Origin of the sequence: Jiangella sp. DSM 45060, from assembly GCF_900105175.1 — a bacterium.
Taxonomy (GTDB): Bacteria; Actinomycetota; Actinomycetes; order Jiangellales; family Jiangellaceae; genus Jiangella.
Window position 1 is genome coordinate 939,489 of sequence record NZ_LT629771.1, and the last position, 14,370, is coordinate 953,858.

The window sequence follows — 14,370 nt, forward strand, 5'->3', positions numbered from 1 at the left end:
GATGCGCGGCTTCCGCACGCTGGCGACGCCGGCGAAGTACGTGGCGCTGATCGCGTACCTGGTGTTCCTGGCCTTCCCGCTGCTCTGGCTGATCTCGACGGCGTTCAAGCCGCCGCAAGAGATGGCGCTGATCGATCCGACGATCATCCCGGCCGAGCCGACGCTGGACAACTTCCGGCTCGCGTTCGAGCAGCAGCCGCTGGCGCGGGCGCTGCTCAACACGTTGATCATCGCCGGCACCTCGGCGCTGGTGACGGTGCTGCTGTCGATTCCGGCGGCCTACGTGATGGCGCGCTACCGCTCGGTGGTGAGCCGGATGACGGTGCTCTGGGTGCTGCTGAGCCAGATGTTCCCATTCATTCTGGTGATCATCCCGCTCTTCCTGTTACTGCGCGACGCCGGGCTCTACGACACCCAGATCGGCCTGATCATCGTCTACGTCGTCTGGAGCATGCCGTTCGCGCTGTGGATGCTGCGCAGCTACGTCGTCGGCATCCCCGTCGAGCTGGAGGAGGCCGCCGCCATGGACGGCGCCGGCAAGCTCCGCACGCTCAAGGACATCGTCGCGCCGCTGCTGGTGCCGGGCGTGGTCGCGGCCGCGCTGTTCGCGTTCGTGTCGGCGTGGAACGAGTTCCTGTTCGCCCTGGTCCTGCTCCGCACGCCGGAGCTGCAGACCATCTCACTGACGCTGGTGAAGTTCATCGGGGCGGAGGGGGTGGCGCGGCTGGGCCCGCTGGCGGCCGCCGCGCTCGTCGCCACGATCCCGAGCCTCGTCTTCTTCGCCATCATCCAACGCCGTCTCGTCGGGGGCATGCTCGGCGGCGCGGTGAAGTCCTGACCACCCACATCACCACCCCAGGAGGGATCGTGCGCAGAGCAGCAACGATCGTGTCCGCCGGCGTCGTCAGCGCCGGCCTCGTGCTGGCCGGTTGCGGCTCCGGTGACGGAGACGGCGACGGCGCCGGGACGGGCGGCGGCGACGGCCCGGTGACGCTGACCTTCCAGAGTTTGGCCTTCCAGCCGGAGTCCATCGAGGCGAACCAGCAGATCATCGAGCAGTGGAACGCCGACAACCCCGACATCCAGGTCGAGTACCTGCAGGGCGACTGGGCCTCGGTGCAGGACCAGCTGGTGACGGCGTTCGAGGGCGGCACCGCGCCTGACCTCGTCCACTACGAGTCGTCCTACCTGCAGGACTTCGCCGACCGCGGCTGGATCCTCGACATCACCGACCTCGTCCCCGACGAGATGACCGACGACATCCTCGACGGCGCGTGGGAGGCGGTCACGTTCGACGACTCCGTCTACGCGGTGCCGTTCCTGCTCGACGCGCAGGTGATCTTCGCCAACAAGGCGCTGCTCGACGCGGCCGGCATTCCGGTGCCCGCACCGGACGACCCGTGGACGTGGGACGAGTTCGCCGACATCTCGACGCAGCTCACCGACGCCGACACGTTCGGCGTGGCGTGGACGCTGAAGGACCCGGCGAACCGGATGCTCAACCTCGCCATGAACTTCGGCGGCGCGTTCTTCGAGGAGTCCGACGGCGCCAGCACGGCGATCTTCGGCGACGCGGAGAAGGAGGCGTTCCAGCGCATCCACGACCAGCTCTACGTCGACAAGAGCGCCGCGACCGACGCCATCGGCATGGGCGGCTCCGACCCGCTGCCCGGCTTCTTCGCCGGTCAGTACGCGATGCTCCCCAAGGGCATCTGGTTCCGCCAGCAGATCATCGACCAGGCGCCCGAGGGCTTCGAGTACGTGACGATCCCGGCGCTCGAGGGCGACTCGCAGACGCAGGCGGCGGCGCCGCAGACGATCTCGATCGCGGCCGAGTCCGAGCACCCCGAGGAGGCGATGGCCTTCCTCGAGTACATGCTCAACCCGGAGAACCAGGCGCTGCTGGCCAAGGGCGACTGGATGATCCCGGCGAGCTCCGCGGCCGCCGAGGACCCCGTCCTCACCGAGACGCCCGACTGGCCCGTCGCGGCCGCGTCCGGGACGTTCCTCGAGCAGGCGCCATTCCAGCGGGTCCGCGGCTACGAGGAGTGGAAGAACAAGGTCGCCAACCCGTCGATCGAGGAGTTCTTCGCGAACTCGATCTCGCTGGACGAGCTCGGCACCCGGCTGACCGAGGACGGCAACGAGATCCTGGAGCGCTACAACCGCTGACGGCGGTGGCGCGGTGAGGGTGGAGAGGTGTCGATGAAGGACCGCGCGAGGGGGTGCCTGCTCGGGCTCGCGATCGGCGATGCCATGGGCGCCCCCGCGGAGAACCTGACGGCCGAGCAGATCGCGGCCCGCTGGGGAACCGTGACGGGGTTTCTGACCGACCGTCCGTCGGGGACCGACGACACCGAGTACGCGGCGTTCAGTGCGCTGCTGCTGCTCTCGCACGGCGCATCTCTGACCAGTGACCAGGTCGCCGACGCGTGGATCGCGGAGTTGGCCGGGCAGTCCGGCGGGTTCTCCGGCGCCGGGTTCAGCGAGCTCGGCACCATCGAGAACCTGCGGGCCGGGCTGCGGCCGCCGGCCAGCGGGCGGCACCTGCACTCGTGGAGCGACGGGCTGGCGATGCGGGCCGCGGTGCACGGCGTGTACGCGGCCGGCGACCCGGCCCTGGCCGGGCGGCTGGCCGCTGTCGACGGCGCGGTCAGCCACTCCGGCGAGGGGGTTCTGGCCGGGGTCGCGGTGGCCGCCGCGGTCGCCGTCGCGATGACGGGTTCTGCTTCGGCGGGTGAGGTCGCGGCGGCCGCGCTGGCCGCCGTCCCCGAGGATTCGTGGACGGCGCGGTCGCTGCGGTCGGCGTTGGTCCACGCAGGGGACGTGCCCGCGCTGCTGGACGCCGTCGTCGTCCGGTCGTATCCGTGGACGGACCTGGCGCCGGAGGCGGTGGCGCTCGCGTTCGGCGCGTTCTTGGCCGCCGGCGGCTCGTTCGCCGATGCGGTGACGGGCGCGGTCTCGATGGGCCGCGACGCCGACACGACGGCGGCGATCGCGGGCGCGCTGGCCGGGGCGCTCGGCGGGCTGTCCGCGGTGCCGGCGGAGTGGCGGTCGCAGATCGGGCCGGTGACCGGGCGGTGCCTGGGCGAGGTGGTGGCGGGGCTGCATCCGCTGGACCTCGCCGACCGGCTGGCCGAACACCTGGAGGACGGCTCGTGAGGGAACGGCTCGTGGGGGAACGGTTGGTGTGGACGGCGCGGACGGCGCGGACGGTGCGGGCCGGGGGCGTGCGGCGGGTGCGTGGCTCGCGGCGGGTGTGTGGCGTGCTCTGCGCGGTGGTAGGTGGACCCCTCCCGGCCCGGGTGGGGTCCACCCTAGGGGCGGGCACTGACAACGTGCTGCGTTCGCCGGCGGCGGCCGGTGGCGCGCGGAGGGCGAGTGGCTCGCGGGCCTGTGGCGCGCGATTGGTGAGTGGTGCGCGGCTGGTGAGTGATGTGCGGCGGGACGGTGGCGCGCGAGTGGTGAGTGGTGCGCGGCCGGTGTCTGGTGCGCGGCGCGAGTGTGATGCGTGGCGGGTGCGTGGCGTGCTCTGCGCGGTGGTAGGTGGACCCCTCCCGGCCCGGGTGGGGCCCACCCTAGGGGCGGGCACCGACAACGTTCGACGCGCGCGGAAGTCGCCGGCGCCGGCCCGCGGTGCACGGTGGGAGGAGACGTGAGAGGGCGGGACCGGATCGCCGGGGCGTTGGTCGGGCTCGCCATCGGCGACGCCGCGGGGTGGCCGGCGGCGCGGCACCGGGCGGTGCTGCTGCCGCCGTGGACCCGGCGGCTGCACCGCGAGCTCGACGCGTTCGCCGAGACGCAGCAGGTGACGACGCTGCCGGTGCCGTTCGCGCTGAACCAGCCGACGGCGCCGCTGCGGCTGGGCCCGTCCGATGACGCGGAGTGGGCGGCGTGGACGCTGACCCGCCTCGGCACCTCGAGCAAGACGCTGACCAGGGCCGACGTCCACGCGTACTGGCGGGCGGCGGCGACGGAGGGGACGCTGCCGCGCGGCCGGATCAGCGTCGCCACCGCGGCCGACGCGCTGCGGCGAGACGTCGACCCGCCGGTGACGGGGCACGACAACCCGCACCACTTCGACGACGCAGCGGCGGTGCGGGCGGTCGCGGCCGGGCTGGTCGCCGCCGGGCCGGCGGAGGCGGCCACCCTCGCCGGCTGGGACGCCGAGGTGACGAACGCCGGCGAGGGTGTGGACGCGGCGCGGGTGGTCGCCGCGACGATCGCGCGGCTGATCCGCGGCGAACCGCTGGCCACCGCCTGGGCGAGAGCCGCGGAACACCTGACGCCGGACACCCTGCTCACCGACAATCTGACGCGAGCAACGCGGCGAACGGCCGACGCGACCAGCGCCGCCGACGCCGTCCCGCTACTGGACGAGCCGGCCGGTCACGTCTACAGCTACGGCGTCGCCGCGGCGCAGACGCTGCCGGTCGCCGTCGCGCTGGCGCTGGCCGCCGAGCGCGGCGGGGAACCTCCCATCGCCGCGATCACCGCCGTCGCCTGCCTGCCCGCGACCGCCGACAGCGCGCCCGCGCTGACCGGCGCGCTCACCGGGGCGGCCCGCGGCATGAGCGCGCTACCCACCACGTGGGCCGAGCGGTGCCGGCGACTCGCCGGGTGCTGCGCGGCCGAACTGGCCGGACTCGACCTGGTCGAGCTGGCAGGCTCCATCGAGGAAAGGACACCAGCGTGACCACTGACGCACTCATCGACACCGCGGTCGGATGCATGACGGGAGCCGCCGTCGGCGACGCGCTCGGTGGTGCGACGGAGGGCTGGTCGCCGCAGCAGATCCGGGACCGGTGGGGCGGCTGGGTCGAGGGCATCGTGCCGCCGTACTACGAGGACTGGCGCACGGCGCGGCCCATCGCGCCGTACCACAAGGGCGACGGCCACGTCACCGACGACACCCTGATGACGCACCTGGTGGTCGACGTGTACGAGCAGGCCGGGGCGCACCTGACGGCGTACGACGTCGCCGAGCGGCTGGTGCCGCTGATGATCGGCCGCAAGGTCTGGATCCCCGAGCTCGAGGCCGAGGCGCTGCCGCTGCAGCGGGTCTTCCTGGCGGAGAAGTTCATGGCGCTGCGGCTGCACTGGGGCCACGCCGACCCGCGCGAGGCCGGCGTCGGCAACGCGGTGAACTGCGGCGCGGCCATGTACATCGCGCCGATCGGCATCGTCAACGCCGCCGACCCGGACGCCGCCTACGCCGAGGCCATCGACGTCGCCGGCGCGCACCAGTCGTCGTACGGGCGCGAGGCGGCCGGCGTCATGGCCGCCTGCGTGGCCGCGGCCGCGGCGCCCGGTGCGACGGTCGACGACGTACTGGCGGCGGCGGTGCGGCTGGCGAAGGACGGGACGAAGGCCGGGATCGAGGCGGTGCTGGAGACGGCGGCGTCGATCGGGCACTGGAGCGAGGCGGTCGAGTCGGGCAAGCTGCGCGCCGCCGTCGCCCCGTACGACACCGTCGGCGACGACTACCGCAACCAGGGCCTCGGCGCCCGCCGCCCGAGCCGCGTGCACACCATCGAGGAACTGCCGGTCGCGCTGGGCTTCCTCGCGATCGCCGGGGGCGACTGGCACGACGCCGTCATCGGCGGCGTCAACTACGGCCGCGACTCCGACTCGATCGCGTCGATGGCCGGCGCCATCGCCGGCGCGCTGGGCGGCGCGGCGGCCGTCCCGGCCGAGCTGGTCGGCGCGGTCGCGACCGCCAGCCGGGTAGACCTCACCGGGCCGGGCGAGCGACTGGCGGCGGTGACGGCGCGGGTGCGAGCGTCCGACGCGGCCCGGCGGGCGGCCGTCGACGAGGCGTTCGGCGGGCTGGCCTGATGCGGCTCACCTGGATCCAGCCCGAGGACCTGGTCGGGCACGCGTTCGCCCAGGCCGACGAGGACGGCGTCGACGTCGCCGACCTGCGGGCCCGGTGGACGGCGGCCGGCGGCGACGACGCGCCGGTGCGGTCGGGCGCCTCCGAGGCCCCCGCGCCGCCGGAGCTGCGGACACTGGCCGCCGAGCTGCTGGACGAGCTCGACGCACGGCCGTCGCCCCACGACGCGGCCGAGCCGACCGCCCTGGACGACCTGCGCGCGGGCTGGCCGTCGGCCGCGCCCCGCGAAACCGCCGACGCCGGCCGCGTCCACGGCGCCTGGCTGGGCCGCGCCGCCGGCTGCCTGCTCGGCAAGCCGGTGGAGAAGATCTCGCGGGCCGGGATCCGGGAGATCCTCGAGGCGACCGGCCGCTGGCCGCTCGACGACTGGTTCACCGCCGTCGGCCTGCCCGACGACGTCGCCGCCCGCCACCCGTGGAACCGCCGCAGCGCGACGACCAGCCTGGCCGAGAACATCGACGGCATGCCCGAGGACGACGACCTCAACTTCCCGATGCTCAACCTCGCGCTGCTGGAGACCCACGGCGCCGGCTTCACCACCGAGGACGTCGCCCAGAGCTGGCTGGCCGAACTGCCCGCCGGACGGGTGTTCACCGCCGAGCGGGTCGCCTACCGCAACCTGCTGCTCGGGCACCTGCCGCCGGCCACCGCGACGGTGCGCAACCCGTTCCGCGACTGGATCGGCGCGCAGATCCGCGGCGACGTGTTCGGCTGGGCCCGCCCCGGCGACCCCGCTGGCGCGGCCGAACTGGCCTGGCGCGACGCCGTCGTCAGCCACACCCGCAACGGCGTGTACGGCGAGCTGTTCGCGGCCGCGGCGTGCGCGGCGTCGCTGGTCGCGGCGACGGTGGACGAGGTGATCGATGCCGGCCTGTCCGTCGTCCCCGAGCAGTCGCGCTACGCCGAAGCGGTCCGGTTCGCCCGCGAGACCGCCGCGACGGTACCGGACTGGGAGGCCGTCGTCGACGCGATCGAGGCACGCTACGGGCACCTGCACTGGGTGCACGTGCTGAACAACGCCGCGCTGGTGGTGGCCGCGCTGGTGCACGGCGGCGGCGACTACGAGCGATCCATCACCGCCGTCGTCAGCGGCGGCTGGGACACCGACTCCAACGGCGCCACCGTCGGCTCGATCGTCGGCGGGCTGACCGGCGTGGCCGCTCTGCCGCAGCGATGGACCGCGCCGTTGCGCAACCGCGTCGGCACCACGCTGGCCGGCTTCGACGGCATCGGCTTCGACGAGCTCGCCCGCAGGACGATGGCGGTGAGCGCCCGATGATCGTCGTCCTGGGCAGCGCGAACATGGACCTCGTCGCGACCGTCGACCGCGCGCCGGGCCGCGGCGAGACCGTCACCGGCCGCGACTTCAGCACCGTCCCCGGTGGCAAGGGCGCGAACCAGGCGCTGGCGGCCGCGCGGGCCGGCGGCGACGTCGCGTTCCTCGGCGCCGTGGGCGACGACGACTTCGGCCGGCGCATCACGGCGCTGCTGGCCGATGCCGGGATCGACGTGTCCGGGCTGGCGGTGGCCGACCGGCCGACCGGGACCGCGCACATCACCGTCGACGCGACCGGCGACAACTCCATCGTCGTGGTGCCGGGCGCGAACGGGACGGTGACGGAGCTGACCGACGCGCACCGGGCCGCCGTCGACGCCGCGGACCTGCTGATGCTGCAGCTGGAGCTCCCGTTGCCGCTGGTCACCGCAGCAGCGCGCCATGCGCGGGACCGCGGCGTGCGGGTGGTGCTGACCCCGGCGCCCGCGGTGCCGCTGCCGGCGGACCTGCTGGCCGCGGTCGACGTCCTGGTGCCGAACGAGCACGAGGCGGCGCTGCTGGCCGGCGTCGCGGATCCGGTCGAGGCGGCCCGGTCGCTGGCGGCGGGCGGCGGCGACGTCGTCGTGACGCTCGGGGCGCGCGGTGCGCTGCGGGTCCGGGCGGGCGAGGAGACGCGGGTGCCCGCGTTCCAGGTCGAGGCGGTCGACACGACGGCGGCCGGCGACACCTTCGCCGGGGTGCTCGCCGTCGGCCTGGCCGAGGGCCTGGACTGGGCCGGAGCGCTGCGACGGGCGTCGGCGGCGGCCGCGCTGTCGGTGCGGCGGCCGGGCGCGTCGTCGTCGATGCCGGACCGGGCCGAGATCGACGCGTTCCTGGCGGAGGCCTGATGTTCACCCCGTACGTGCCCCGCCCGATCGACCGTCCCGCGACGGTGCCGCTGGACCCGGACGCCGACCTGTCGATGCTGGACGAGGCGAAGATCTTCGCCGCGCCGGACGACCCGGCGGACTGGCCGGCCTGGCGGGCGGCGCTCAAGCGCTGGCGCTCGGAGGCGCGCGAGCGCGTCGGGTATGACGGCTCTCGCTACGACGTGGAGCGGACCGACGGCTTCGTCGTCGCGCTGGCCTGGCTCTGGGACGAGCTGCTGTACGACCACGCGACCGGCGGGTTCGACGTCGACGGCTACCTGGCCGCGGCGACGCGCGAGTTCGGCGGCCTCGACGGTGTCGTGCTCTGGCACGCGTACCCGAACGAGGGCATCGACGAGCGCGACCAGTTCGCCTTCTTCGACGTGCCCGAGCTGCCGTCCGTCGTCGCCGCCTTCCAGGCCGCCGGGGTGCGGGTGTTCGTGTCGTACTACCCGTGGGAGCGGTCCGACCCACAACAGGTCGTCGCACTGGTCGAGCGGCTGGGCGCCGACGGCGTCTTCCTGGACAGCTCGAAGGAGGGCTCGGCCGAGGTCCGGGCCGGGCTGGACGCGCTGCGGCCGGAGTTGTCGATGGAGGGCGAGTCGCGGCTGCCGCTGGCCCGCGTGCACGACCACACGATGTCGTGGGCGCAGTGGTTCGCCGACTCGCCGGTGCCGGGCGTGCTGCGCGCGACCTGGTTCGAACGGCGGCACGTGCTGCACCACACCCGCCGCTGGAACCACAGTCACCTGGACGAGCTGCAGTCGGCCTGGCTGAACGGCTCCGGCGTGCTGGTGTGGGAGACGGTGTTCGGCGTCTGGGTGGGCTGGAGCGCGCGGGACCGGTCGCTGCTGCGCTCGATGCGACGGGTGCAGCGCGACTACCGCGACTGGCTGCAGGCCGAGGACTGGACGCCGCTGGCCGACCACCCCGGCGGCGGCGCCCCGGTGTACGCGTCGCGGTGGGTGCACGACGGCGTCGGATTGTGGACCGTGGTCAACCGGAGCGACACCGACTGGTCCGGGCCATGGCTGGCGGTCGACGTGCCGGGCCCGTTCACCGAGCTCACGACCGGTGCGGTGCTGTCGGTGACGAAGGACGACGACGGGCGGACGGTGATCGGCGGCCGGCTTCCGGCCGGCGGCGTCGCGGCGGTGCTGGCGGCGGACGTCGCGCCGGGCTCCGTCGCCGTGTCGCCGGACACGACGTTCCCGCGCCGGCCGGCCGTCCGCGTCCCCGCGGCGGGGCTGACCGTCGCCGAGACGCCGCCCGGCCTGGCCCGGGTGGACGGCGGCCGCTACGACCTCGTCGTCCGGTACCGGATCCGCGAGACCGGCCTCTACGACGAGGCCCCGTACGTCGACGAGTGGAAGCCGCTGCCGCCCCGGCTGCACGCCGACGGCACCGCGCACCGCCGCGCCGAGCTCGCGCCGTTCGCCGTCGGCCGGACCGAGGTGACCAACGACGAGTTCGCCGCGTTCCTCGCCGCCACCGGCTACCGGCCGCGGCGCCCGGAGCGGTTCCTGGCGCACTGGGATGAGCGGCGCGGCGCGGACCCCGTCACGTACGTCGACCTCGCCGACGCCCGCGCGTACGCCGCGTGGGCCGGGCGGCGGCTGCCGACCGAGGACGAGTGGCAGGTCGCGGCCGAGGCCGGGCTGCTGGAGCGCGGCACGCCCGCCGTCTGGAACCTCACCGAGAGCGAGCACACCGACGGCCGCACCCGGTTCGTCGTGCTCAAGGGCGGCTCCGACTGGGCGCCGACCGGCTCGGACTGGTACTTCGACGGCGGCCGCCGCGCGCCGGACTTCTCGGCGAAGTACCTGCTCATGGGCGCGGGGCTGGACCGCTCGCCGTCCGTCGGGTTCCGCTGCGCGGTCGGGGTGACGGCGTGAGCGGGCCGCTGGCGGGACTGCGCGTCGTCGACGCCGCGACGCTGTTCGCCGGGCCGATCGCCGCGATGCACCTGGGCGACATGGGCGCCGACGTCGTCAAGGTCGAGCACCCGCGCCGCCCGGACCCGTCCCGCGGGCACGGGCCGGCGAAGGACGGCCAGAACCTGTGGTGGAAGACGCTCGGCCGGAACAAGCAGACGATGACGCTGGACCTGTCGCACGAGCGCGGCCAGGAGGTGTTCCGGCGGCTGGCCCGCGAGTCGGACGTCGTCATCGAGAACTTCCGGCCGGACACGCTGGAGCGGTGGAACCTCGGCTACGACGTCCTCGCCGAGGAGAACCCGGGGCTGATCCTGGCGCGGGTCACCGGGTTCGGGCAGGTCGGCCCGTACCGGCGGCGGCCCGGGTTCGGCACGCTGGCCGAGGCGATGAGCGGGTTCGCCGCGATGACCGGCGAGCCCGACGGCCCGCCGACGCTGCCGCCGTTCGGGCTGGCCGACGGCATCACGGCGCTGGCGACGGCGTTCGCGGTCACGTCCGCGCTGCACGCCCGGGCGGCGAGCGGGCGCGGCCAGGTCGTCGACCTCGCGATCGTCGAGCCGATGCTGTCCGTGCTCGGGCCGCAGCTCACCCGGTGGGACCAGCTCGGGACGGTGCAGCCGCGCACCGGCAACCGGTCGGCGAACAACGCGCCGCGCAACACCTACCGCACCTCCGACGGCCGCTGGGTCGCGGTGTCGACCAGCTCGCAGAGCATCGCCGAGCGGGTCATGCGGCTGGTCGGGCGGCCCGAGGTCGTCGACGAGCCGTGGTTCGCGACCGGCGCCGGCCGGGCGGCGCACGTCGAGGAGCTGGACGCCGCCGTCGGGGCGTGGGTGGCGAAGCGGTCCCGGGACGAGGTGGTCGCGGAGTTCGAGGCCGCCGAGGCCGCGGTCGCGCCCGTCTACGACGCGTCTGACATCGTCGCCGACCCGCAGCTGGACGCGCTGGGGACCGTGCTGCGGCTGCCCGACGACGACCTCGGCGAGGTCGCGATGCAGAACGTGCTGTTCCGGCTCTCCGAGACGCCCGGGACGGTGCGGTGGACCGGGCGGGCGCACGGCGCCGACACGTCCGCCGTCCTGGCCGAACTGGGGTACTCGGCCGACGACATCGCGTCGCTGCGGGCGGAGGGCGTCGTATGAACCTGACGCTGCTCTACGTGCCCGCCGACCGGCCGGACCGCGCGGCGAAGGCGCTCGCGTCGGCGGCCGACGTGGTGATCCTCGACCTGGAGGACGCGGTGGCGCCGTCGGCGAAGGCGGCCGCCCGGGCGTCGGCCGCGGCGGTGCTGGCGGAGGCCGGCCCGGACCGGGCCGTGCAGGTGCGCGTCAACGCGCCCTCGACGCCGTGGGGCGGCGACGACCTCGCCATGGTCGCCGCGCTGCCGCCGTCGGTGGGGGTGCGGGTGCCGAAGGTGGCGTCCGCGGCGGACGTCGCGGCCGTGCGGTCGGTGGCCGGGCCGCGGCCGGTGCACGTGCTGCTGGAGACGGCGGCCGGGGTCGAGGCGGCGTACGCCGTCGCGTCGGCGCCCGGCGTGGCGTCGATCGGGCTGGGCGAGGCCGACCTCGCCTCCGACCTGGGCGTTTCCGGCCCGGACGGGCTGGCGTGGTGCCGGCAGCGGCTGGTGGTCGCGGCGCGGGCGGCCGGGCTGGCGCCGCCGGCGATGGCCGTCTGGACCGACCTGCGCGACGACGACGGGCTGGCCGCGTCGTGCCGGGCCGGGCGCGCGCTCGGCTTCGTCGGGCGGGCCGCGATCCACCCCAAGCAGCTACCCGTCATCGAGGCCGCCTTCCGCCCGTCGCCGGACGAGGTCGCCCACGCGGCCGAGGTGGTCGCCGCGGTCGAGGCCGCGGCGGCCTCCGGCTCCGGCGTCGCCGTCCTCGCCGGCGGCCGCTTCGTCGACGTCGCCATGGTCGACCAGGCCCGCCGGGTGCTCGCCCTCGCCGACTAGGGTGGCGGTGTGCTGGACGACGGCGTCGTCGCGCGGTTGCGTGGCGCGGGGTGTGTGTTCGCGGAGGACGAGGCGCGGCTGATCACCGAGACCGCGCGCACCCCGGCCGAGGCCGAGGCGATGGTGGCCCGGCGGGTCGCGGGCGAGCCGCTCGAGCACGTGCTGGGCTGGGCCGCGTTCGCCGGGCTGCGCGTCGCCGTCGGGCCGGGGGTGTTCGTGCCGCGGCACCGCAGCGAGCTGCTGGTCGGCCTCGCGCGGGAGCGGGTGCGGCCGGGCGCGGTGGTGGTCGACCTCGGGTGCGGGACGGGGGCGCTGGGGCTCGCCGTGGTGCACGGGATCGACGGCGTGGAGCTGCACGCGGCCGACGTCGACCCGGACGCGGTCGCGTACGCCCGCCGCAACGTCGAACCGGCCGGCCACGTCCACCAGGGCGACCTCTACGACGCCCTGCCGGGGGAGCTGCGGGGCCGGGTGGACGTGCTGCTGGCCAGCCCGCCGTACGTGCCGACCGCGGCCATCGCGCTGATGCCGCCCGAGGCCCGCGACCACGAGCCGCGCACCGCCCTCGACGGCGGCGGCGACGGGCTCGACCTCGCCCGCCGCATCGCCGCCGGGGCGCCGGACTGGCTGCGCGCCGGCAGCGGCGTCCTGCTGATCGAGCTGAGCGCCGCCCAGGCGCCGGCCGCCGCCGACGCCGTCACCGCGGCCGGGCTGAGCGCGCGGCAGCACCACGACGACGACGCGGCCGTCGTGACCGGGCGCTGAGGGCCGGCCGGGTTCGAGCGAGCGGCGTTGTCGGTGCCCGCCCGTAGGGTGGGTGCCCTCCCAGCCGGGCGGGTACCGAACCGGCGGTCCGACGGAGCTCGGGCAGGTCACCGGCGGGCGCGTGGGTCAGCGTGGCCAGCCGGCCGCCAGCGCCCGAGCCGCCACGCGGGCCTGCTCCGCCGCCGTCTCGGCCGCGGTCTCGTCGTCGCCCCAGGCGCCGTCCAGGAGCAGCGTCGCGTATCCCTGAGCGGTCGCCGCCACGGCGAGCGCGAGCGGCTCGCCGTCCCGGCCGAGCAGCTCGGCGGCCGGCGCCACGAACGCCGCCACGATCGGCTCGGCCGCCCGCTGCAGGTCCGGGTGCGCCGCCTTGTCCAGTCCGGACGACACCAGCGTCCGGAACAGCGCCCGGTGGCCGTCGGCGAACCGGACGTACGCGCCCGCCGCCGCGGCCAGCCGATCGGCGGGCGGCCCGCCCTCGGGCGTCGCCCGCAGCGCCGCCGTCAGGAACCCGGCCGCCCGGATCGCCGCCGCCGCGAGCAGTTCGTCGCGGTCGGCGAAGTGCCGGTACGGCGCCGCGGAGGTGACGCCGACCCGGCGCGCCGCCTCGGAGATCGAGAAGCCGTGCAGGCCGCGTTCGGCGATCAGCTCGACGGTGGCGTCGACCATCGCCTCGCGCAGGCCGCCGTGGTGGTAGCCCTTCCTCGTCCGTTCCGGCACGCGCATCAGCGTAGGCGGCCGCTCAGGCGAGCAGACGCACGCCGGTCAGTTGCTCCGACACCGACCACAGCCGGGCCGCAGCCTCGGGGTCGTGCGACTGCGGGCTGGTCGACACGAACCCGGGCCGCCCGCGGGACTGCGCGAACCCGGTCGGCCCGACGCACTCGCCGCCGCGGACGGACGGATCCAGCGCCGCGAACACCGTCGGCTTCGCCCCGGCGGCCGCCGGCTGCGCCGCCACGTACGCCAGCCGCAGCCACCACGGAGGTCGCTCGCCGCCGACCGCCGGGCCGGTCGACGTCAGGTTCGACCTCGCCACGCCCGGATGGCAGGCGACGGAGACGACGTCCAGGCCGGCTCGCTTCGCCCGGCGGTCCAGCTCGTACGCGAACAGCAGGTTGGCCAGTTTCGACCGCCCGTACGCCGTCCACCGGTTGTAGCCGCGGTCGAGGGCCAGGTCGTCGAAGGCGAGCGCGTTGCGCCGGTGCCCGCCGCTGCTGACGGTGACGACTCGGGCGTCCGGCGCAAGCAATGGCCACAGCAGCCCGGTCAGCGCGAAGTGGCCCAGGTGGTTGACGCCGAAGTGCAGCTCGAAGCCGTCGGTCGTGAGGCGCCGTGGCGCCGCCATGATGCCGGCGTTGTTGATCAGCAGGTCGACGTGGTCGAACCGGCTGGCCGCCGCGGCCGCGAACGCTCGCACGGACGCGAGGTCGGCGAGGTCGAGCTCCAGCGCCTCGGCGGACCCGGGCAGCTCGGCGGCCACGGCCTCCGCCTTCGCGCGGTTGCGGCAGGCCAGGACGGTGTGGGCGCCGGCGGCGGCGAAGGCGCGGGCGGCCTCGAGGCCGATGCCGCTGTTGCCGCCGGTGACGACGGCGACTCGTCCGGAGAGGGAGGAAGGCATGTAAGAGACTCTAACATCG

13 protein-coding genes are annotated in these 14,370 nt (G+C 75.3%); 11 read left to right on the top strand and 2 right to left on the bottom strand.

Annotation, left to right across the window (positions count from 1 at the left end; all coding sequences use genetic code 11):
* The first annotated feature begins 1 nt into the window (after position 1).
* From BLU82_RS04215 to BLU82_RS04265, 11 genes are all read left to right on the top strand, one after another.
* Positions 2–838 (top strand): carbohydrate ABC transporter permease, encoded by an 837-nt coding sequence (locus BLU82_RS04215; RefSeq protein ID WP_092616017.1) that lies wholly within the window; start codon positions 2–4, stop codon positions 836–838.
* A gap of 29 nt (positions 839–867) precedes the next feature.
* A complete protein-coding gene (locus tag BLU82_RS04220) occupies positions 868–2,172 on the top strand; it encodes a sugar ABC transporter substrate-binding protein (RefSeq protein ID WP_197682735.1) in 1,305 nt (434 codons plus the stop codon).
* 33 nt (positions 2,173–2,205) lie between these two features.
* Entirely contained in the window at positions 2,206–3,162 is a 957-nt protein-coding gene (locus BLU82_RS04225; RefSeq protein WP_092625429.1) for an ADP-ribosylglycohydrolase family protein, read from the top strand.
* 493 nt (positions 3,163–3,655) lie between these two features.
* On the top strand, positions 3,656–4,696 hold the full coding sequence (locus BLU82_RS04230; RefSeq protein ID WP_092616021.1) for an ADP-ribosylglycohydrolase family protein: 1,041 nt from the start codon (positions 3,656–3,658) through the stop codon (positions 4,694–4,696).
* Between the two features lie 35 nt (positions 4,697–4,731).
* Positions 4,732–5,838: an ADP-ribosylglycohydrolase family protein gene (locus BLU82_RS04235; protein ID WP_092625431.1), complete on the top strand. Its 1,107-nt coding sequence runs from the start codon at positions 4,732–4,734 to the stop codon at positions 5,836–5,838.
* Positions 5,838–7,175: an ADP-ribosylglycohydrolase family protein gene (locus tag BLU82_RS04240; RefSeq protein ID WP_092616024.1), complete on the top strand. Its 1,338-nt coding sequence runs from the start codon at positions 5,838–5,840 to the stop codon at positions 7,173–7,175. Before BLU82_RS04235 ends, BLU82_RS04240 begins: the two co-directional genes overlap by 1 nt.
* Positions 7,172–8,059 carry a ribokinase gene (gene rbsK, locus BLU82_RS04245; protein WP_092616027.1) on the top strand — a complete coding sequence of 296 codons (888 nt, stop codon included), beginning with the start codon at positions 7,172–7,174 and terminating at the stop codon, positions 8,057–8,059. The genes BLU82_RS04240 and rbsK overlap by 4 nt, the downstream gene beginning before the upstream one ends.
* Positions 8,059–9,975 carry an SUMF1/EgtB/PvdO family nonheme iron enzyme gene (locus BLU82_RS04250; RefSeq protein ID WP_092616030.1) on the top strand — a complete coding sequence of 639 codons (1,917 nt, stop codon included), beginning with the start codon at positions 8,059–8,061 and terminating at the stop codon, positions 9,973–9,975. Before rbsK ends, BLU82_RS04250 begins: the two co-directional genes overlap by 1 nt.
* Positions 9,972–11,159, top strand: coding sequence for a CaiB/BaiF CoA-transferase family protein (locus BLU82_RS04255; RefSeq protein WP_092616033.1), 1,188 nt, complete (start codon positions 9,972–9,974; stop codon positions 11,157–11,159). The genes BLU82_RS04250 and BLU82_RS04255 overlap by 4 nt, the downstream gene beginning before the upstream one ends.
* Positions 11,156–11,968: a CoA ester lyase gene (locus BLU82_RS04260; RefSeq protein ID WP_092616036.1), complete on the top strand. Its 813-nt coding sequence runs from the start codon at positions 11,156–11,158 to the stop codon at positions 11,966–11,968. The genes BLU82_RS04255 and BLU82_RS04260 overlap by 4 nt, the downstream gene beginning before the upstream one ends.
* A 9-nt stretch (positions 11,969–11,977) precedes the next feature.
* Positions 11,978–12,733 carry a putative protein N(5)-glutamine methyltransferase gene (locus BLU82_RS04265; protein WP_197682736.1) on the top strand — a complete coding sequence of 252 codons (756 nt, stop codon included), beginning with the start codon at positions 11,978–11,980 and terminating at the stop codon, positions 12,731–12,733.
* A 126-nt stretch (positions 12,734–12,859) separates the two neighbouring features.
* Here the strand turns inward: BLU82_RS04265 and BLU82_RS04270 are convergent, their stop codons facing one another.
* The gene (locus tag BLU82_RS04270) at positions 12,860–13,450 is read right to left on the bottom strand and encodes a TetR/AcrR family transcriptional regulator (RefSeq protein WP_172885527.1); all 591 of its coding nucleotides are present in this window, start codon (positions 13,448–13,450) and stop codon (positions 12,860–12,862) included.
* A gap of 22 nt (positions 13,451–13,472) precedes the next feature.
* Entirely contained in the window at positions 13,473–14,351 is an 879-nt protein-coding gene (locus tag BLU82_RS04275) for an oxidoreductase (protein ID WP_092616042.1), read from the bottom strand.
* Positions 14,352–14,370 lie beyond the last annotated feature (19 nt).

What these genes read in the sequence shown, in the direction of transcription:
- BLU82_RS04260 (WP_092616036.1), top strand. Translation starts at nt 11,156, where the DNA reads ATGAACCTGACGCTGCTCTACGTGCCCGCCGACCGGCCGGACCGCGCG.
- BLU82_RS04215 (WP_092616017.1), top strand. Translation starts at nt 2, where the DNA reads ATGCGCGGCTTCCGCACGCTGGCGACGCCGGCGAAGTACGTGGCGCTG.
- BLU82_RS04225 (WP_092625429.1), top strand. Translation starts at nt 2,206, where the DNA reads ATGAAGGACCGCGCGAGGGGGTGCCTGCTCGGGCTCGCGATCGGCGAT.
- BLU82_RS04250 (WP_092616030.1), top strand. Translation starts at nt 8,059, where the DNA reads ATGTTCACCCCGTACGTGCCCCGCCCGATCGACCGTCCCGCGACGGTG.
- BLU82_RS04275 (WP_092616042.1), bottom strand. Translation starts at nt 14,351, where the DNA reads ATGCCTTCCTCCCTCTCCGGACGAGTCGCCGTCGTCACCGGCGGCAAC.
- BLU82_RS04235 (WP_092625431.1), top strand. Translation starts at nt 4,732, where the DNA reads ATGACGGGAGCCGCCGTCGGCGACGCGCTCGGTGGTGCGACGGAGGGC.
- BLU82_RS04240 (WP_092616024.1), top strand. Translation starts at nt 5,838, where the DNA reads ATGCGGCTCACCTGGATCCAGCCCGAGGACCTGGTCGGGCACGCGTTC.
- rbsK (WP_092616027.1), top strand. Translation starts at nt 7,172, where the DNA reads ATGATCGTCGTCCTGGGCAGCGCGAACATGGACCTCGTCGCGACCGTC.